This is a genomic window from Faecalibacterium sp. 9, from assembly GCF_048320955.1.
Taxonomy (GTDB): Bacteria; Bacillota; Clostridia; order Oscillospirales; family Ruminococcaceae; genus Faecalibacterium; species Faecalibacterium wellingii.
Map to the genome: position 1 here is coordinate 1,561,020 of NZ_JBLWGB010000001.1, position 18,702 is coordinate 1,579,721.

The window sequence follows — 18,702 nt, forward strand, 5'->3', positions numbered from 1 at the left end:
AGCGTTCTGCCGCGCAGGGCGGGCGTGTTACAGGGCACATTGGTAACGCACTGCTGCAAACAGCGCTGTGCCCGGGATGGTTCACTTTCATTTTAGCATAAAGCGTGCCGTATGAAAAGGGATAAAACGCAAAATTTGTTAAAAATTTGTTGTATTCGTCCTCGTGTACAGAATCAACAATTTTAAGCGCGTAAACTCAGCAAAGTGCTGCACGGACGCGCTCGCCGTCGTATTCGCCCAAGCGTACATGCACGATCTCGCCGCTGACATGGCCGGGGGCGGACACCACCACCGGGATGTACAGCCGGGTGTAGCCGGTGAACAGGGTGCCGGAGAGGGGAGTCTCCAGCAGCACATCGTCCTCGGTGCCCACATGGGCGGCCAGCACCTCGCGGCGCACCTCCTCGGCGATGCCGTTCATCACGCGGCTGCGCTCCTGCTTTTCCCGCTCGTGCACCTGCTCCGGGAAATCGTAGGCCGGGGTGCCGCTGCGGCGGGAGTAGGGGAACACATGCACCTTGAGAAAGCCGATCTTTTTCAAAAATCTGCAGCTCTCTTCAAAGTCGGCCTGCGTCTCGCCGGGGAAGCCGCAGATGCAGTCGGTGGTAAAGCTGACCGGGCGCGCACCGTAGGCGGCGCGGATCTGGTCCACCACCTGTGCGTACTGCTCGGCGGTGTACACACGGCGCATCCGGCGCAGGGTGGCAGTGCAGCCGCTCTGCAGGCTCAGGTGGAACTGCGGGCAGAGCTTTTCCACGGCGGCAAGGCGGGTGATGAACTCCGGCGTGAGCATATCCGGGTCCAGACTGCCCAGACGGATGCGCTGGATGCCCTCCACCTGAGCGCAGTGCTCCACCAGCTCCACGAGGTTGGTGCCGGTGTCCAGACCGTAGCTGGGCAGGGAGATGGCGCTGAGCACCACCTCGCGGTAGCCGGAAGCGGCCAGCTGGCGCAGCTCGGCAAGGATGCTGGCTTCGCTGCGGCTGCGCACCGGGCCGCGGGCCCGGGGGATGACGCAGTAGGCGCACTGGCGGTTGCAGCCGTCCTCTACCTTGATAAAGGCGCGGGTGTGGGTCTCGAACCGCTCTACGGGCAGTTCCTCAAATTTTTCGCCGCGCTGGTGGGGCTGGATGGCAACGATGCGCTCGTGGCCGTCCAGCAGCTTTTGCACATTGTCCAGAATGGCTTTGCGGTCGCCATTGCCGCACACAAGGTCGGCCTCGGTGAACTGGGCGGCTTCCTCCGGAAAGGCCTGCGGATAGCAGCCGGTGAGCACCGTGACCGCACCGGGGTTCTCGCGCTTTTTGCGGCGCAGCCACTTGCGGCTTTTCTGGTCGCCAAAGTTGGTCACGGTGCAGCTGTTCACAATGAACACATCGGCCGGTTCACCTTCCTGCGCGATGGTGAAGCCGTTGGCGCGGAACAGCTGTTCCAGTGCGCCGGTCTCGTTCAGGTTGACCTTGCAGCCAAGGGTATAAAAACAAACTCGCATGAGAGGGTATCCTTTCGACTAAAAACGGGGTGATGCTTGCAATACTCTTTATTATATATCACAGCGGCCATGCAGTGCAAGAGCGGATGTGCGCAGGCGGGGCAAAACAAAAAGAGACGGGCAGATGCCCGTCTCTCATGAGAAAACGCAGTTGAATTACTTGTTGGTGGACTCGGTCTTCTTCAGCACGGCCTTGATGACGTAGACTTCCTTACCGTTCTCTTTGACGATCTCGCCCTTGTCGTTCAGCTTATGAACGATAGTAGCGGTGTCGACTTCAACACCCTTGGCGGCTTCAACATTCAGCTTAGCAGCACCGTTCAGCTGGTTCTGAACAGCCTCCTTGCACTTACCGTCGTTGTTGGAGTACAGATCGGAATGGCCGGGAACAGCGTTGGTGTACTTGCTCTCGTTCAGCTTATTGATGGTGTCCTCAGTGATGCCGGAGCCTGCCTTAGCAGAATAGACAACACCGGTGGAGAAGAAATTGTTGACGTTGCAGCCGGTGAACATGGAAGCACCTGCAACAGCAACAGCGGACAGACCTGCGACCTTCAGGAAAGAACGACGAGACAGAATCATGGTAGTATCCTCCTAATAAATAAAAATCATTCCACAAATTGAAGCAATACAGCCCGGAATGGGGCTATTCCACCTTTAGTGTAGCGTTTCTGGTAAAAATAGTCAAGCGTTTTTGCCAAAGACGACCGAAGTTAAGCACAAACAAAAAGAGACAGGCCGCGAAGCCTGTCTCCTGAAGAAATACAGTTTATGCTTTTTCTTCGACCTTAAAGATAAAGGTGATGGTGTGTGCAGTGGTCTTGCTCTCAACCTTGGGTTTGTCGACGATGGTGACCTTTTTGCTAGTCATGGTGTAGTCCTTTGCCAGCTCGGCAGTGATCTTCTTTGCAACTTCATCGTTGTCAGACCAGTTCTTGAGATCCTTCAGCAGATCAAGGAAGAACTGATCCTTGGACTGGACGGTCTTTTTACCATTCTCCCAAATCTTATGATCAGTGGCGTTGATCAGGTTGTTGGCGTTGCCGGTAAAGGCGTAAGATTCACCGGTCTTTTCCTCCTGATAAACAATGGTCAGGTTGGGGGTCCAGGGAGTAGCGCAGCCAGTCATGGAAGCGGAAACTGCAACAGCGGCAGTGGACAGAGCGGCGAGCTTCAGGAAAGAACGACGAGAAATGTTCATTGGTAGTATCCTCCTACAATGATTCCACAAGTTTTAAAGCAATGACCCTTTTGGGTTCATCTACAATTTACACGATAAGAGGGGCGAAAGTCAAGTCTTTTTGGGGAAAAAGGCAAAATAAACGCATGGAAATACAAAGCGTGATCGTATGCACTGTGCCCGGAAAAGAAAACACACCTTACCTGTCAGAAAGACAGCTGTTCCCTTGACAAAAGAATAAAAAATCACTATACTACAAATAGAAAAGGCGCTGTCCGCAATGGTCAGCTCCCTGCTCAACAATCAAGATTGACCGTTGGTTTGGGGAAACTGTGGCGGTCAATCTTTTTTGTTACCATCATTTTTGCACTGAGAAAATTTTTCCATGACCTCAACGGTCAGGCGGACTGCATCAAGAATTAGACTCAACAGCATGAGAATGACTGTCAGCAGGGTCAAAATCTCCATCAGGCTCATTGATATCCCTCCCTTCGCCTTCAAGGCTCCGGGAAGCTTCATTCACAAAAAAAGTTCCACTCCCGGAACCTCTGCTTCATTCTGACTAAGTAGAAGAATCAGCGATAACGGGCAGGAAGCATGACCACCGTCTATGCAGACAGTGCCTTAACGCCGCCCTTGTGGGCGGCGTTTTCAGTTTATCATACTTTTCGCTAAAGCGCAACATTTTCGGCGGCTTCTAAAGCACCCGCTGCCCGCATACTCTCTCACCAAGAGACATTGCGCAGGGAGGGACCGGAATGGAGCGAAAAAACTTGGCGCTTTTGTGCGCGGGGGTGGTGTGCTTCTGGCTGTTTGCGCTGGCCTTTGGCACGGCACAGGGCAGCGGCCTGCGTCGGCAGAGCCCGGCAGTGCAGACGGCGGTGCAGCCGCAGGGGCCGGTGCAGCTTACCGCAGAGCCGCCTGCGCTGGAACTGCCCTGCCGCGCTGCCTGTCTCATCGACCAGCAGACCGGTACGGTGCTGTACGAAAAGAACGCCGACCAGCAGATGCCCATTGCGTCCATCACCAAGGTGATGACCCTGCTGCTTACCTTTGAAGCAGTGCACAACGGACAGCTGACCATGGACACGCCGGTGCCGGTGAGCGAGCACGCCTACCACATGGGTGGCAGTCAGATCTGGCTGGAGCCCGGCGAGCAGTTCACGCTGGACGAGATGATAAAAGCGATCTGCGTGTCCTCTGCCAACGACGCCGCTGTGGCGGTAGCGGAGCTGGTGGGCGGCAGCGAGCAGGGCTTTGTGCAAAGCATGAACGCCCGCGCCGCAGAGCTGGGCATGACGAACACGGTCTTTCACAATGCCTGCGGGCTGGACGCCGAGGGCCACCTTTCCACGGCCCGGGATGTGGCGGTGATGAGCCGGTACATCCTGAACACCTGCTCGGAGGTGCTGCACTACACCGGCATCTGGACCGACACCCTGCGGGGCGGTGCCACCCAGCTGGTGAACACCAACAAGCTGCTGCGGCGGTATAACGGCATCACCGGCCTCAAGACCGGCACCACCAGCGGCGCGGGGGTGTGCATCAGCGCCAGCGCCACCCGGGACGGGCTGAATCTGATCGCGGTGGTGCTGGGCGCACCTTCCAGCTCCGACCGGTTCGACGCAGCCACCACCCTGCTGGACTACGGCTTTGCGGCCTACCGGGCCGCGCCGCTGCCGACAGTGGAAGAACAGCCGCTGCTTATAAAGGTAAAAGGCAGCGCGGAGGAGAGCGTGCCGCTGGATTACTCCGCCCTGCCCGAGACCCTGCTGATGCCCAAGAAGAGCAGCACTGCCCTGACCGCCCGGGCCGATCTGCCGGATGCGCTGGACGCACCGGTGCAGCAGGGGCAGGCGGTGGGCACGGTGCGTGTCCTGAGCGGGGAAACGCTGCTGGGCGAATACGAGATCCGCGCGGCGGCGGATGCACCAAAAATGGATTTTGGCACGGCTTTCGGCCTTCTGTGGGACGCGCTGACCGGCCGGGATGACTGAATGCACGCTTCAGCGTACAAAAGTGCGCGGCGGCAGGCTGCATGGAACTGTCTGGGTGAACAATTCTGGATGAAGAAACAAAAAAACACTATTAAAATTGTATGAAATCCAAGGATTTTGACCTTGACTTTGCCCGGAGGGAACGGTACACTTATACCAAGATATTTCCTCGCAGGGCTGAGGACCTGCAAATCGTTTGGAGGTTATAATAAAATGAGTGTCACGTTGAACACCAAGCACCTCTCCAACTTTATCAGTGAAGAGGAATATGAAGCCATCTACCCGCAGGTAGAGGCCGCGCATAACCAGCTGGAAGCAAAGACCGGCCCGGGCAATGATTTCCTTGGCTGGATGTACCTGCCCCGCGATTATGATAAGGAAGAGTTTGCCCGCATCAAGGAAGCAGCTGCCAAGATCCGCGAGGATTCCGATGTGCTGGTGGTTGCCGGCATCGGCGGCAGCTATCTGGGTGCCCGCGCTGTGATCGAGGCCGTCAAGGGCCAGTTCCACAATGAACTGGAGAACGGCCCCAAGATCTACTTCTGCGGCAACAGTATCAGCCCCACTTACCTGAACAACATCATCAGCCTGTGCAAGGGCAAGCGCTTCTCCATCAATGTCATCTCCAAGTCCGGCACCACCACCGAGACCTCTCTGGCCTTCCGCGTGCTGCGTGAGCTGCTGGAAAAGGAAATGGGCGTGGAAGAAGCCAACAAGCGCATCTACGCCACCACCGACCGTGCCAAGGGCACTCTGAAGCAGCTGGCCGACGCACAGGGCTGGCCCACCTTCGTGGTCCCCGATGACGTGGGCGGCCGTTACTCCGTGCTGAGCGCTGTGGGCCTGCTGCCCATTGCCGCCGCCGGCATCAGCATCGACGACCTGATGAAGGGCGCTGCCGACTCCATGGAGCGCTTCTCCGTGCTGGGCAAGGACAACGATGCCTACAAGTATGCTGCTATCCGCAACATCCTGTACCGCAAGGGCAAGAGCGTGGAGATCCTGGAGTGCTACGAGCCGGACTTCGCCCTGATGAACGAGTGGTACAAGCAGCTGTTCGGCGAGAGCGAGGGTAAGGACAACAAGGGCCTGTTCCCCGCAAGCTGCATCTTCTCCACCGACCTGCACTCCATGGGCCAGTTCATTCAGGAAGGCTCCCGCACCATGTTCGAGACCATCGTGGATGTGAAGAAGCCTGCACAGGATCTGTTCATCGACCCGCTGGAAGGCAACTTTGACGGCCTGAACTTCCTGGCAAACCAGAACATGAGCGTTGTCAACCGCAAGGCCATGGAAGGCACCATTCTGGCACACACCGACGGCGGCGTGCCCGAGGTGCTGATCGAGGTGGACGACCTGACTGCCTACAATGTGGGCTACCTGATCTACTTCTTCTGGCGTGCATGTGCATGCAGCGGCTACCTGCTCAGCGTCAACCCCTTCAACCAGCCGGGTGTTGAGAGCTACAAGAAGAACATGTTTGCACTGCTGGGCAAGCCGGGCTACGAGGGCCTGACTGCCGAGCTGGAAGCAAAGCTGAAGTAAATGACAATGATCTCCCGCCGCAAGGCGTGGAAAATACAGGAGGACTGAACTATGATTAAACTGATTGTTGGTACCAAGGGCTCCGGCAAGACCAAGGCTATGATCGACCAGATCAATGATGCGGTCAAGACCTCCAAGGGCAACGTGGTCGTCGTTGAAAAGGGCATGAAGCTCACCTACGACATCTCTTCTTCTGCACGTCTGATCGATCTGGACGAGTACAAGATCTCCGGCGGCGAAATGCTGTACGGCTTCATTGCTGGCCTGATGGCAAGCAACTACGATATCACCGACCTGTACATCGACGGCATCCTGAAGGTGCTGGATCACGATCTGAACCGTCTGGGTGTCGTGCTGGACGAGATCGCTGCCATTGCAGGCGACAGCGTCAAGGTGACTGTGACGGTCAGCGCTGACGAGGCTGCTCTGCCCCACAACGTGAAGAAATACCAGTGATCTGTTGAATTTCGGAATCTGAACTCTATGCAACAGGCAGAAGACCGAAGAAAAAATAAATTTTTTCGGTTTTCTGCCTGTTTTGGTGTTGACAAAGGGGTGCTTTGGCGCTATACTAACAAAGCAGCCTTTTAGAGGTGTACTATGCAATTTGACCTGAGAAAGTTTATCGCCACCGGCAGACAACCCTATCATGCAGAGTTTCAGTGTGATTTATCTGCTCATGATTATGCCGGGGCAAGGATCCCGGAGCCTGTCACTGCCGTGTTCAACGCAGAGACGGATGGCGAAGAGATCCGGATGACACTGCGGGCAAACGCATCGGTGCACGGAGAGTGCGCCCGCTGCCTCGACCCGGTCGTTCGGGAAGAGACGGTCGATACGGAGTGGACAGTCAAGGAACGGGATCTGGATGATCCGGATTTCGATCTTCCGCTGGACGAAAAAGGCCATCTGGATGTGGATGAATGGCTCAGCCAGGAATTTATGTTTCAGATCCCCACGGTGCTGCTTTGCAGTGCCGACTGCGCCGGGCTTTGCCCCGTGTGTGGCAAAAAGAAGGCGGAATGCACCTGTCAGCCGACAGAGCAGGCCGAAGCTCCCGTAGACACAAGGCTCGCAATCCTTAAATCACTGCTGAACTGATAAACCCATCAAGGAGGTGCAAAAATATGGCAGTACCTAAGAGACATCTTTCCAAGGCCCGCCGCGACAAGCGTCGCAGCAATGTTTGGAAGCTGGAGGCCCCCGCACTGGTCAAGTGCAGCAACTGTGGCTCTCTGAAGCTCCCCCACCAGGCATGTGGCAACTGCGGTTACTACAAGGGCGAGGAAGTCATCAAGAAGGCCTAATTTGCGCGTAATTGGTGGCATAATGGTGTTATGTACAGAAGGGGAGGGCGCATGCCTTCCCCTTCTTGTTCTGTAAAAAGAACGAACGCTTGACCGTTTGTGCGGAAAAGAGACCTTTTATAAAGAAAAAGGAGGTGGATGCGGTGGCAATGAAGATCGCACGGGTGGACCCCGGCAGCGAAGCGGAAGCGCTGGGCCTTGCTGCAGGCGATGAACTTCTGAGCGTGGATGAGAACGAGCTGAACGACAGTCTGGACTACGATTTCTACACCGACAGCAAAAGCTTCCACCTGAAAGCAAGGGTGGCAGACGGCATCCGCGAGTGGGACGTGCAGCGCACGGAGCGCGGCCCCTTTGGCTGCGATTTCCAGACCTATCTGGGCGACCAGAAGCACTCCTGCTCCAACCACTGCATGTTCTGCTTCATCGACCAGCTGCCTCCCGGAATGCGGGAGAGCCTTTATTTCAAGGACGACGACGAGCGGCTTTCCTTTTTGTTCGGCAACTATATCACCATGACGAACATGCAGGACCACGAGATCGACCGCATCATCAAGATGCACATTTCGCCCATCAACATTTCGGTGCACACCACGAACCCGCAGCTCCGTGTGCGGATGCTGGCCAACAAGCGCGGCGGCGAGGTGCTCAAGTACCTGCCCCGTCTGGTGGAGGGCGGCATCGCCGTCAACTGTCAGCTGGTGCTCTGCCGCGGCATCAACGACGGCGACGAGCTGCGCCGTACCCTGAGCGACCTGTTGGAGCTGACCCCCATGGTGCAGAGCATCGCTGCGGTGCCCTGCGGCGTGACGGACTACCGCGAGAAGCTGTTCCGGCAGACGCCATACGACGCAGCCACCAGTGCCGAGGTCATCGACATCATGGAAGAATTCGGCGATGAGTGCAAGCGCCGCCATGGCAAGCGCATCATCTATCCCAGCGATGAATGGTATCTCAAGGCAGGCAGGCCCATCCCGCCGGAGGAGTTCTACGAGGACTTTGACCAGCTGGAAAACGGCGTGGGAATGATGCGCCTGTACGCCTCGGAATTTCTGGCCGAGCTGGAAAAGCCCCACCGCATTTACGGCACCAAAAAGATGGACGTGGTCACGGGCGAAATGGCGTCGCCGCTCATCCACCAGATGATGGACGAGCTGCACCGCCAGTATCCCATGGTGGAGGTAACGGTGCACACCATCAAGAACAAATTCTTCGGCGGCAATGTGGGGGTGGCCGGTCTTGTGACGGCGACCGATATCATTGCCCAGTGCGAGGGTAGATTGACCAGCGGTACGCTGGGTGTACCTGCCGTGATGCTGCGGGAGGAAAAAGACACCTTTCTGGACGACATCACCACCGACCAGCTGGCCCAGCGCCTTGGCGTGAAGGTGGAGGTGCTGCCCACAGCCGGCGGCGACGAAGCCCGTGCCCTGCTGCGCAGCGGCCTGCACATTGCAAGGAGAAGAAGAGCATAAAAGAAAACCCTCTCCGTCATCGCTGCGCGATGCCACCTCTCCCGAAGGACGAGGTTTTATGCATCTTTCGGCAGGAATGATAAAAGCTCCCCCTTTCAGGGGAGCTGGCGCGGCGTAAGCTGTGCCTGAGAGGGTTGTAAGAAAGGAGGAACCCCTATGAGCAAACCGATCGTAGCGGTGGTGGGCCGCCCCAACGTGGGCAAGTCCACCCTGTTCAATAAATTATGCGGCCAGCGCCTTGCCATCGTGGAGGACACGCCGGGCATTACCCGCGACCGCATTTTTGCCAACTGCGAGTGGAACGGCCACGAATTTCTGCTGGTGGATACCGGCGGCATCGAGCCCAAGGCCACCGAGGGCATTCTGGCCCACATGCGGGAGCAGGCCGAGATCGCCATTGACACCGCAGACTGCATCATTATGGTAGTGGATGTGCGCGACGGCCTGACCGCAGCCGACGAGGACGTGGCCCACATGCTGCGCCGCAGCCACAAGCCCATCATTCTGGCCGTGAACAAGTGCGATAAGGTGGGCGAGGCCCCCATGGAGATGTACGAGTTCTACAACCTCGGCTTTGATGAGGTGATGCCCATTTCGTCCGTGCACGGCCACGGCACCGGCGACCTGCTGGATGCCGTGTGTGCCCACCTCGATTTCAGCGAGACCGTGGTGGAAGAGGATCGTATCCCGGTGGCCATCATCGGCCGTCCCAACGTGGGCAAGTCCAGCCTGACCAACCGCATTCTGGGCGAGAACCGCATGATCGTGGCAAACGAGGCGGGCACCACCCGGGATGCGATCGATACCCCGGTGGATAACGCTTACGGCAAGTTCATCTTTACCGATACCGCCGGTCTGCGCAAGCGCAGCAACATCACCGATGGACTGGAGCGCTATATGGTGGTGCGCGCACTGGCTGCCGTGGAGCGCAGCCGTGTGGCGCTGATCCTGGTGGATGCCACCGTTGGTTTTACCGAGCAGGACAGCAAGGTGGCCGGTTACGCCCACGATCAGGGCAAGGCATGCATCATCGTTGTGAACAAGTGGGATGCTGTGGAAGGCAAGGAGACCAATACCATGGAGCTGCAGCGCCGCGGCTATGCCGAGTGCTTCAGCTTTATGGGCTATGCACCCATCATCTTCATTTCCGCTCAGACCGGCTACAATGTGAACAAGCTCATGCAGCTCATCCGGGATGTGGACAGCCAGAACGGTGCCCGCGTGCCCACCGGTGTGCTGAACGAGATGCTGGCCCGTGCAACTGCCCGGATGCAGCCGCCCAGCGACAAGGGCCGCCGCCTGAAGATCTTCTACCTGACGCAGGCATCCACCCGCCCGCCGACGTTCGTGGCTTTTGTGAACTCGAAACAGCTGTTCCACTTCAGCTATCAGCGGTATATCATCAACCAGATCCGCGAGAACTTTGGTCTGGAGCACACTCCCATCCGTCTGGTCGTGCGCGAGCGCGGCTCCGGCGAAGTGGGCGCAAAGGACGTGTAAGCGCCCGCAAAGGAGGCATCTGTCTTAATGATGAAAACGATCCTGATCGCCGCAGCCACCATCCTGCAGGCGTACCTGCTGGGCAGTGTGGATACCGGCATCCTTGTCAGCAAATTCGTATATCATGACGACGTGCGCAATCATGGCAGCGGTGCAGCCGGCATGACCAACATGCTGCGCACCTTTGGCAAGAAGGCTGCCGCCATGACCGCGACAGGCGATGTGCTCAAGGGCGTGCTGGCCGTGTGCATCGGCCGGTGGCTGTTCCAGCTTCTGCCTGCCGACGCCGGAGTGTCGCCGTATCTGGGCGTCTATCTGGCCGCTATCTTTGCAGTGCTGGGCCATCTATACCCGCTGTACTTTGGCTTCAAAGGCGGCAAGGGCGTACTGGTGGCAGCGGGTGCCATTCTGGCCATCCAGCCGGTGCTGCTGCCTTTTCTGGCCATCATCTTTCTGGTGTGCCTGATCCCCACCGGTATGGTGTCGCTGGGCAGCGTGACCATGGCAGCACTCTACCCGGTGCTGACGATCATTTACGGCTCCCTGCAGGGCTATGCCGCCGGTGATATGCTGGTGTGCGCCATTGGCTCCGGTTTTATGTCCGGTATGGTGATCTATATGCACCGCGCCAATATCCAGCGCATCCGCGAGGGCAAAGAGTACCGCTTCGGAAAGCACAATAAAAAATAAAGCATCATAAAATGCCCCGCAGCCTGCTGGTTTTCCGGCAGTGCTGCGGGGCATTTTTGCTTATGTTATTTCGGCTCCGGGCCGGCCTGCTCAAAATCGTACTCGTCAAAAGTCTCTTCTTCGACGGGAATGGCCTCGGAGACCTCCGTTCTGACGCGCTCCTTCAGGCGGGAGAAAACCTCATCGGCAGGGATGCCGCTCTGGCGGGGCGAAAGATCCGGTGCCGGGTGACCGTCCGGCAGGTGGGCACCGAAAGCCGGGACAAAGAAGAACTTGCGCACAATGAAGATCAGTGCGATGGCTCCCACACTGAGCAGGTTTTCTACTGCCGAGTCATGGCCTACCACCAGATGGCGGGCAATGGCGTAAAGCAGCACTTCCAGACTGCTGCCGGGGCTGTGCTTGGCCAGCATTTTGATGAACTCAATGCCGATCACGATGTCAAGGCTCCGCTCCAGAAAAATGCGGATCTCCACTTCGTTGCCGTCAAACAGCAGGCCGGGCATCCACTTGATGAGCGGCACAGCGCTGAGCAGCAGACCGATGAGCACAAGGCCGGAGAGCAGAATTTCCAGCAGACTGGAGGCCTGAATGATGCGGTTGCGCAGCTGGGTGCGCCAGCGGCTTTCCACATGAGAGGAGGAATTGTCCATATTGAGCCTTCCTTTGCAAAAAAAGTTTCAACATTTATGTGTAATATTGTAACAGAAATGCAGAAAGCTGTCAATTGCTGGAAGATCAGACGGCACTGTTCGCTGCAGTGGTGGGTGCCACCGCTACATAACCGGATTTTTTGATGCAGTCCTGCCCGGCGGCGGTATCCAGCCAGTCGTAAAGCTGACGCTCCGGGCTGTCGGCGGCAGCGTCCGCATGGAGAACGGCATAGAACTCGTTGCACAGCGGGTAGCTTTCGCTGGCGATGGTGTCGTTGGAAGGGGTGACACCGTCCACGGCCAGCAGACGCAGGCCGGGCTGGGAGTACATCTGGTCGATGTAGTAATACACCGAGAAGCCGATGGCGTTGGCGCTGTTGTTGTAGGCGGCAATGCTGTCCACCAGCTCACCCATGGCAGCGGGAGCCAGCTCGGTGGGCGGGTCCATCAGTTCGCCGCCCTGAATGAGCAGCTTGCGGAACAGAGTCTGGCTGCCGGAGTCCTCGCCCCGCTGGAAGGGCACGATGGCAAGATCGTCACCGCCCACATCCTTCCAGTTGGTGATCTTACCGGCGTAGATATCCTTCAGCTGCTGCCGGGTCAGGCTCTGGACCGGATTGTTCTCATTCACAATGAACACCAGTGCGTCCCGGCCAATGGGCTTTTGTTCCAGCTGGGCACCGGCCTCCTGCAGCTCTTCCTTCACGTAGTCCGGTGCTTCGTACACCACCAGCATCCGGGCGGTGTAATCCTCATCCGGATACAGGCCGAAGTTTTCCCACGCATAGGCCGTGGTGCTGACCGAAATGCCGCTCTGGGCTACTTCCAGATCGATGCCGGTGGTGTCGGCCATCATCTGCGCCATCAGTGGGATGCAGGCCGTGCTGCCGTCCAGCTTGGGAAACTCTTCCGGCGAGAACAGCCCGATGGGTTCAAGCTCGCTCACGGAAGAAGCGGGGGCTTCCGGCGAGGTGGAAGCGCTGCTGGCGGGGGTGTCAGCCCCCTTGCAGGCGGTCAGGATGCCTGCGGCAGAGCAGGCGGCAAGGCCCAGCAGAAAGCTTCGGCGGGAAATTTTAGCATTTTTCATAAGGCGTTCCTCCTATTGGGTCAGTAGCCCGTTTCGTCGTCGGCATTGATGGAAGAGAAAATGCTGCGGCAGTAAAGCCATTTGCCGTCGGTATCCATCCAGCCGTAGTAAAAGCCGCGTTTTGCAACGAACACATGTTCTGGCAGCTGGTTCAGGCTGTTGTCGTAGTAGCTGTAGCAGCTGCCAAGGCCATAGAACACAATGTTGCCGTTTTCATCCAGCACGTCACACATTGAGCCGTTGCTGCTGGGCGCATTGGCGTTGCCACAGTACAGCGGCCTGCCCTCCGGTGTGGTGATGAGATAGTTCAGGGAATAATACTTGTCCTGCAGATGGGTCAGGTCGGAGACAAGGCCCTCGGGGCCGTACACGCGGGTGGCGGTGGTCTCAAAGTTATCGTTATCCCGCAGCTCCAGCCAGACGTAGCCGTCACCCTTGTTATCCATCATCACGCTTTGCTGGCCCTCCACTGGCTCCACGGCGGTGTCGGTGATCAGGTCGCCAGTGGCGGTGCTGAACACCTTCAGGCGGCCGTCCTCGTAGTAAAGGGCGATGGTGTCACCCATGACGCTGGAAGCGTACAGCGGTGTCACCTCACCGGTAACAAGGTCGTGCAGGTCATAGCCAAAGTCGCCGCTCGTGCGCCACGTGACCACATAGCCCGGGAAATAGCTGCTGGGCTGGTCATCGAAGGTGCCGATGAGGGTGCAGTCCACGGTGGTGAGGTCCCGCAGCTCATAGCGGCCATCGCTGGTCTCGAAGCAGGCGGTGCCGCTGCCGCACACCTGCCGGAAGCCGGTGAAGAACTCCCCGGTGGCGGGGTTATAGAGCGTTTCATCCGTTGGCTCGCCGCTGGCGTGGCAGGTATCCAGCTCCACCCAGTCGTTCAGAACGTCCGGTGCATAGGAAATGCTCATGGCAGTAGTGGTGTCGGCACGATAGACCTGCGTGCCATCCCGTGTCTGGGCAATGACCCAGCTGTGCAGGGCGGGCTCGTCATCCCACGCATCTTCGGAGAGGTCTGCCGGGCGGGCGTAGCAGTTGAACACCAGATAGTCCCCGCAGACGATGCAGCTGTAAGCGCCTTCCGGCACGGGCAGACGTTCGCCGGTGGAAAGGTCAATCACCTGACAGGTGCCGTAATCGTCGTAGCCGTTTTCGTAGCTGCCGTTCACGGCGTGGACTTCCTGCAGCACCAGCAGACTGTTCTGCATGGAGGCGTTCTGCTCCCCCTCAAAGGTCATGACTTCATTGCCGTCTTTGTCAAACAGGCCGCTGCGCCGTCCGCAATAAGCGTCCGGGTCGGCCCAGGTGCGGAACCAGTAGTTGGTCTCACCGGTCACGGTGTCCTGCAGAAGGTTCACGTTCTCGCTGCGGAAGGACTGGTACAGGACTTTTCCGCCGCAGAGCACCGTGCAGCTGTTGCCGGAACTGTCGTAGCCGTAAAGCATCCGCAGCCGGCCGTCATCCAGGCGGGAACTGTCGTAAAGCAGATTTCCATTTTTGTCGGTGGGGACAGAGGGAGCCGCCGCAGCAGGCTTGCCGGAAGCGGGCGGCAACACGCTGCAGCTGCAGCCGAGGGCAAGGCACAGCGCCATGCAGGCGGCAGCGCAGCCGATGCGGGAAACGGTACACTTCATAAAGATCACTCCTTTGAAAGGCCTGAAACAGTACACAGAGAAGAAAGCAGGGGCTTCCTTGATTTCCCAGTTCAATTATAATACGAAACAGCCGTGCTTTCCATTGCAGGAAAACACGGCTGCTGGTTACAGTTTTATGACAGCGGTTCAGGAAGCGGATCTGGCTTTTTCGGCGTCGTCCATCCGGCTCAGCTGGTTCAGGAACGCCAGCAGAAAGGGCAGGGAGACGATAAAGGTGAACACATCCGCAATGGGCTGGCAGGTCTCCACGCCCATGAGTCCCAGCGTGCGGGGCAGGATGAGGATAAGCGGGATAAAGAACACGCCCTGACGGCAGCAGGCCAGAAAGGTGGCGCGCCCGGCCTTGCCTACGCTCTGGAAGGTCATGTTTGCCACTACGATCACCGGCTGTAACAGGATAGCAAGACACTGGTAGTGGAAGGCAGGCAGGGCCACAGCGGTCACCTCCGGGTCGTCGCGGAACAGGCGGATGAGGGCATCGCTGTCCACCCAGCACAGGGCGACCAGAACCACCAGCATACAGAAGGCGGCACCCATGGTGAAGATGGCCGCCTGCCGCACCCGGCGGAACTTGTGTGCACCATAGTTGAATGCGGCTACCGGCTGCAGGCCCTGCCCTACGCCGATGACGACCGAAAGGATGAACATGAAGATGCGGGAAACGATGCTCATACCGGCCACGGCAGCGTCGCCATAGCTGCGGGCGGCGATGTTCAGCAGCATGCCGCCGATGCTGTTCAGACCCTGACGGCCAAAGCTGGGAGCACCGCCGATCAGGATCATGCCAAACTCCCGTGCTTCGCGGGTGACGGAATGGATGCAGAACTGGCTGACCGTCTTGCCCCGCAGGAACATGGACAGCAGGATGAAAAAGCTGACCGTCTGGCTGAGAGCCGTGGCGATGCCTGCACCGGCGGTGCCAAGGCCCAGCACGAACATGAAAACGGGGTCCAGCAGGATGTTCAGCACGCCGCCGGTCACAAGGCCGATCATGGCAAAATTGGCCTTGCCCTCGTAGCGCAGGATGTTGTTCATCACGAGGCTGGAAATCATCAGCGGGGCCGCGATGAGGATGGGCCGCGCATAGGCGCAGGCGTGGGGCAGGATGGTCTCGGTGCTGCCCAGCAGCAGCATGAAGCCGGGCAGCGTGGCAAGGCCGATGACGGCCAGCACCACACCAACGGCCAGCGCCGTGAAAAAGCTGGTGGAAGCGAACCGGGTGGCTGCTTTGGTGTTCCTGCTGCCCAGACTGCGGCTGATGATGGTGCCGGAGCCGTGGCCCAGCGTAAAGCCCAGAGCCTGAATAATGGCCATCAGGCTGGAAACGACGCCTACCGCGCCGGAAGCACTGGTGGAGATCTGGCCCACAAAAAAGGTGTCGGCCAGATTGTAGATGCTGGTGATCAGCATGCTTAAGATCGTGGGAGCGGCAAGCCCCAGGATCAGCTTGGGGATGGGGGTCTCGGTCATTTTTTTGTATTGCTGGATATTGAGCTCGTTCGATGCCATGAAAGGGCCTCCCTCTGTATAAGGTGAGAAAAAAACCGCCCCTGCAGCAGAGCGGCGGATAGCTTTGGCAGATGCGCAAGGGATGCTGGCACATAGTATAGCGCATGTACGGCAAAAAGTCGAGAGGTGCGGCACCGCAAAAGGAGCCGCATAGAGACGGTCGAGCAGGAGAAAAACAGGCGGAAAGAGTGTCTCTTTTTGTCTGTTTTGCTAAAGGATGGTCGATTTGCTTGTGGAAAATCACGATATGTGGTATCATTTACCATAAGGAGAACAAAAAAGCCTGTATTTTATGCGGGCTGTGCGTAAACAAAAGGCGGCTGCAGGCAGGACCCGGCTGCTGCAATTCCAATAGGAGGGAAAAATCATGAAAACTGTTGCACAGACTGTGATCGGAGCGGATCACTTCTATACCATTGCCGCACACACCGGCAATGTCATTCAGGCTGTGGAAGGCGTCAAGGGAGCCGGCACCGTCCGCCTGGGCAAGTACGAGCACAAGCCCGAGCAGGAGTGGAGCTTCATCCGTGTGGGAGACGGCGTTTACCGCATCCGCAACCGTGCTTCCGGCAAGCTGCTGGACCTGACCATGACCGGTACTGCCAACGGCACATGGCTGCATCTGTGGGAGGATGTGGGCGGCACCTCCCAGATGTGGACGGTCCAGCCCACCCCGGAAGGAAAGGTGCGCCTGCGCTCTTCCTGGGCAGGCGGCAAGTGCGTGGATACAGTCGGCATAGGCGCTGACGTGGGCGCGGTGCTGCAGATCTGGCAGGAAGTGCCCGGTGCAGACGATCAGCTGTGGACCATTGCCGAGGTAAAGGAACGCGCAAAGCGTGCCGTCAAGAAGGCTGAAGAGCCCGCTGCGGAAGCTGCAGCAGCTCCGGCAGAGGAAAAGGCACCGGCCAGGAAGCCTGCAGCCCGCAAGCCCCGGACCACCAAAAAGGCGGCTGCCGCCAAGGCAGAAGAGCCTAAGACCGCCGAAGCAGAAGAAACGGTGAAGGCAGAAGCTGCACCCGCAGAAAAGCCTGCCCGCAGGACCGCAGCCAAAAAGACTGCTGCCAAGGCAGCGGAAAAGGCTGAGCCTGCAAAGGCAGAGACCGCTGCAGAGGAAAAGCCTGCTGCGGAGAAGCCCAAGCGCAAGTGCGCACCCCGCAAGAAAAAAGAGACCGTCTGATCGCGGACGGCAAAAACTATAAAAGCAGCGCCCGCCGGGAGGTTCAAGCCCGGCGGGCGCTGCTGTTATTCCGGAAGGGACCCTGAAAAGGTTCCGGGTTCTGCGTGCTGATCTATGGTCAGCCTGCCTTTTGCATGCTGTCAGCAGTGCTCTGCACAAACTGCAGCACGCTCTGGATGGTATCACGGATCTGCACCAGAGTCTGAATGTCCTCATCCTTCATGCGGGAGGTTGGCGCGGTGAGCACCACAGTCTGGGCACTTACGGTGCCGGTGAGCTGGATGCGGACCTGATGCTCCGGGATGGTCAGCAGGATGTGTACCGGGAGGGGATCTTCAAAGAATTTGCTCTTTTCAAAGCCGATGACCAGCACCGGGGCAGAAGCACTGGTGTCGCCGGTGTCCAGTTGATAGTAAAGGTAGCCGTCCAGCGCACCTTCCGGCTGCACGCGCTGCGGCTTTTTCTGCGGCAATTCAAATTCAGTCATGTCCTGCAGGCTGGTGGCCTCGGTGCCAACGCCCAGAAGGCTGGCCAGCTGGGCCTGCGAGACATAATTGCCAAGGGTCCAGTCCGGCATCAGAAAGCTTGCCAGCGGGTAGCTGCCGGTGATGGAGGAGCGGATGTTCTTGTACAGCTGCCCCACATCGTATAACGTTTCGCTGCCGCTGACGTACACGCGGGTGAGCGGGTCGGCGGGAATGACCGCGCCCGGGGCCGTGATGCTCAGCTGCAGAGCGTCCGGCGCGTACAGGCCGCTGACTGTGCCCTTTGTGGAGCCGGTTTTTTGCAGGATGGTGTACAGGGCGGGGGAATCGGCGGTGGATGCCGCCTCGTAATCAAAGGTGAATGCCGCGCCGGCCTGCAGGGCCTTCACGCGGCGGGCCACCAGACTGTAGCCGACCGTAACGGCGATCACTGCGATCAGGGCAAGGCACAGGATCAGGATCAGTACCACGCGGCCGACACCGCGCTTTTTTTTGCGGGAAGATGCCATAAGAAATCCTCCTTTGGTGAGAAGATATTTTATTCAGCATAGCGGAACGGCAGGCAAAAGTCAAGCGAAGCCGGACAAAACAAAAAGTCCGGAACCATGAAAGTTCCGGACTTCTGGCGGAAAGATGGGGATTCGAACCCCAGAACGCTTTTGACACGTTACACGATTTCCAGTCGTGCGCCTTAGACCAACTCAGCCATCTTTCCATATTCAGTTGTGCGTCACAGCGCTCTACTATAATACCTGAAAGGTGCGCATTTGTCAAGCACTTTTTTTAAAATGAAAAATGAGAAGATAAAACAAAAAATCCGGGACCCAAAGGTTCCGGATTTCTGGCGGAAAGATGGGGATTCGAACCCCAGAACGCTTTTGACACGTTACACGATTTCCAGTCGTGCGCCTTAGACCAACTCAGCCATCTTTCCACATTCGGTT

The 18,702-nt window shown here is 58.0% G+C and carries 18 protein-coding genes and 2 tRNA genes; 9 read left to right on the forward strand and 11 right to left on the reverse strand.

Annotated elements, in window-relative coordinates; all coding sequences use genetic code 11:
• Positions 1 to 196 precede the first annotated feature (196 nt).
• From mtaB to ACKXF9_RS07510, 4 genes are all read right to left on the reverse strand, one after another.
• Positions 197 to 1,492: a tRNA (N(6)-L-threonylcarbamoyladenosine(37)-C(2))-methylthiotransferase MtaB gene (gene mtaB, locus ACKXF9_RS07495; protein WP_348583790.1), complete on the reverse strand. Its 1,296-nt coding sequence runs from the start codon at positions 1,490 to 1,492 to the stop codon at positions 197 to 199.
• 156 nt (positions 1,493 to 1,648) lie between these two features.
• Complete coding sequence (locus tag ACKXF9_RS07500) at positions 1,649 to 2,074, reverse strand: twin-arginine translocation signal domain-containing protein (protein ID WP_418265735.1); 426 nt, start codon at positions 2,072 to 2,074, stop codon at positions 1,649 to 1,651.
• A gap of 187 nt (positions 2,075 to 2,261) precedes the next feature.
• Positions 2,262 to 2,693: a twin-arginine translocation signal domain-containing protein gene (locus ACKXF9_RS07505; protein WP_418265736.1), complete on the reverse strand. Its 432-nt coding sequence runs from the start codon at positions 2,691 to 2,693 to the stop codon at positions 2,262 to 2,264.
• Between the two features lie 318 nt (positions 2,694 to 3,011).
• Positions 3,012 to 3,149, reverse strand: coding sequence for a hypothetical protein (locus ACKXF9_RS07510; protein WP_418265737.1), 138 nt, complete (start codon positions 3,147 to 3,149; stop codon positions 3,012 to 3,014).
• Between the two features lie 281 nt (positions 3,150 to 3,430).
• Here ACKXF9_RS07510 and ACKXF9_RS07515 point away from each other — a divergent pair, with 281 nt between their 5' ends.
• The 8 genes from ACKXF9_RS07515 (at position 3,431) to plsY (ending at position 11,186) form a co-directional block, all read left to right on the forward strand.
• The gene (locus tag ACKXF9_RS07515; RefSeq protein WP_418265738.1) at positions 3,431 to 4,669 is read left to right on the forward strand and encodes a D-alanyl-D-alanine carboxypeptidase family protein; all 1,239 of its coding nucleotides are present in this window, start codon (positions 3,431 to 3,433) and stop codon (positions 4,667 to 4,669) included.
• Positions 4,670 to 4,882: 213 nt separating this feature from the next.
• On the forward strand, positions 4,883 to 6,214 hold the full coding sequence (locus tag ACKXF9_RS07520) for a glucose-6-phosphate isomerase (protein ID WP_418265739.1): 1,332 nt from the start codon (positions 4,883 to 4,885) through the stop codon (positions 6,212 to 6,214).
• Positions 6,215 to 6,265: 51 nt separating this feature from the next.
• On the forward strand, positions 6,266 to 6,670 hold the full coding sequence (locus ACKXF9_RS07525) for an ATP-binding protein (RefSeq protein WP_249238374.1): 405 nt from the start codon (positions 6,266 to 6,268) through the stop codon (positions 6,668 to 6,670).
• 144 nt (positions 6,671 to 6,814) lie between these two features.
• The gene (locus ACKXF9_RS07530; protein ID WP_339395576.1) at positions 6,815 to 7,315 is read left to right on the forward strand and encodes a YceD family protein; all 501 of its coding nucleotides are present in this window, start codon (positions 6,815 to 6,817) and stop codon (positions 7,313 to 7,315) included.
• Positions 7,316 to 7,341: 26 nt separating this feature from the next.
• Positions 7,342 to 7,521, forward strand: a complete 180-nt coding sequence (gene rpmF, locus ACKXF9_RS07535) for a 50S ribosomal protein L32 (protein ID WP_005920250.1) — start codon at positions 7,342 to 7,344, stop codon at positions 7,519 to 7,521.
• Positions 7,522 to 7,670: 149 nt separating this feature from the next.
• Positions 7,671 to 8,996, forward strand: a complete 1,326-nt coding sequence (locus ACKXF9_RS07540; protein ID WP_418265873.1) for a DUF512 domain-containing protein — start codon at positions 7,671 to 7,673, stop codon at positions 8,994 to 8,996.
• A gap of 156 nt (positions 8,997 to 9,152) precedes the next feature.
• Entirely contained in the window at positions 9,153 to 10,496 is a 1,344-nt protein-coding gene (der, locus tag ACKXF9_RS07545; RefSeq protein ID WP_249238377.1) for a ribosome biogenesis GTPase Der, read from the forward strand.
• A 27-nt stretch (positions 10,497 to 10,523) separates the two neighbouring features.
• Positions 10,524 to 11,186: a glycerol-3-phosphate 1-O-acyltransferase PlsY gene (plsY, locus tag ACKXF9_RS07550; RefSeq protein WP_249238378.1), complete on the forward strand. Its 663-nt coding sequence runs from the start codon at positions 10,524 to 10,526 to the stop codon at positions 11,184 to 11,186.
• A 65-nt stretch (positions 11,187 to 11,251) separates the two neighbouring features.
• On the opposite strand, the gene ACKXF9_RS07555 is transcribed toward plsY, so the two are convergent.
• The 4 genes from ACKXF9_RS07555 to ACKXF9_RS07570 all read right to left on the reverse strand — a co-directional run bounded on the left by ACKXF9_RS07555 (position 11,252) and on the right by ACKXF9_RS07570 (position 16,096).
• Positions 11,252 to 11,839, reverse strand: a complete 588-nt coding sequence (locus ACKXF9_RS07555) for a transporter (RefSeq protein ID WP_418265740.1) — start codon at positions 11,837 to 11,839, stop codon at positions 11,252 to 11,254.
• 85 nt (positions 11,840 to 11,924) lie between these two features.
• Positions 11,925 to 12,926 (reverse strand): substrate-binding domain-containing protein, encoded by a 1,002-nt coding sequence (locus ACKXF9_RS07560; RefSeq protein WP_418265741.1) that lies wholly within the window; start codon positions 12,924 to 12,926, stop codon positions 11,925 to 11,927.
• A 20-nt stretch (positions 12,927 to 12,946) separates the two neighbouring features.
• A complete protein-coding gene (locus ACKXF9_RS07565; protein ID WP_418265742.1) occupies positions 12,947 to 14,566 on the reverse strand; it encodes a DUF5046 domain-containing protein in 1,620 nt (539 codons plus the stop codon).
• 147 nt (positions 14,567 to 14,713) lie between these two features.
• A complete protein-coding gene (locus ACKXF9_RS07570) occupies positions 14,714 to 16,096 on the reverse strand; it encodes an MATE family efflux transporter (protein ID WP_418265743.1) in 1,383 nt (460 codons plus the stop codon).
• A gap of 367 nt (positions 16,097 to 16,463) precedes the next feature.
• On the opposite strand from ACKXF9_RS07570, the gene ACKXF9_RS07575 reads away from it, so the two are divergent.
• Positions 16,464 to 17,273 (forward strand): RICIN domain-containing protein, encoded by an 810-nt coding sequence (locus ACKXF9_RS07575; RefSeq protein ID WP_418265744.1) that lies wholly within the window; start codon positions 16,464 to 16,466, stop codon positions 17,271 to 17,273.
• 118 nt (positions 17,274 to 17,391) lie between these two features.
• Here the strand turns inward: ACKXF9_RS07575 and ACKXF9_RS07580 are convergent, their stop codons facing one another.
• The 3 genes from ACKXF9_RS07580 to ACKXF9_RS07590 all read right to left on the reverse strand — a co-directional run bounded on the left by ACKXF9_RS07580 (position 17,392) and on the right by ACKXF9_RS07590 (position 18,692).
• Entirely contained in the window at positions 17,392 to 18,267 is an 876-nt protein-coding gene (locus ACKXF9_RS07580) for a hypothetical protein (protein WP_418265745.1), read from the reverse strand.
• Positions 18,268 to 18,381: 114 nt separating this feature from the next.
• Positions 18,382 to 18,473, reverse strand: a tRNA-Ser gene (locus tag ACKXF9_RS07585).
• Between the two features lie 127 nt (positions 18,474 to 18,600).
• A tRNA-Ser gene (locus ACKXF9_RS07590) sits at positions 18,601 to 18,692 on the reverse strand.
• Between the last annotated feature and the right edge of the window lie 10 nt (positions 18,693 to 18,702).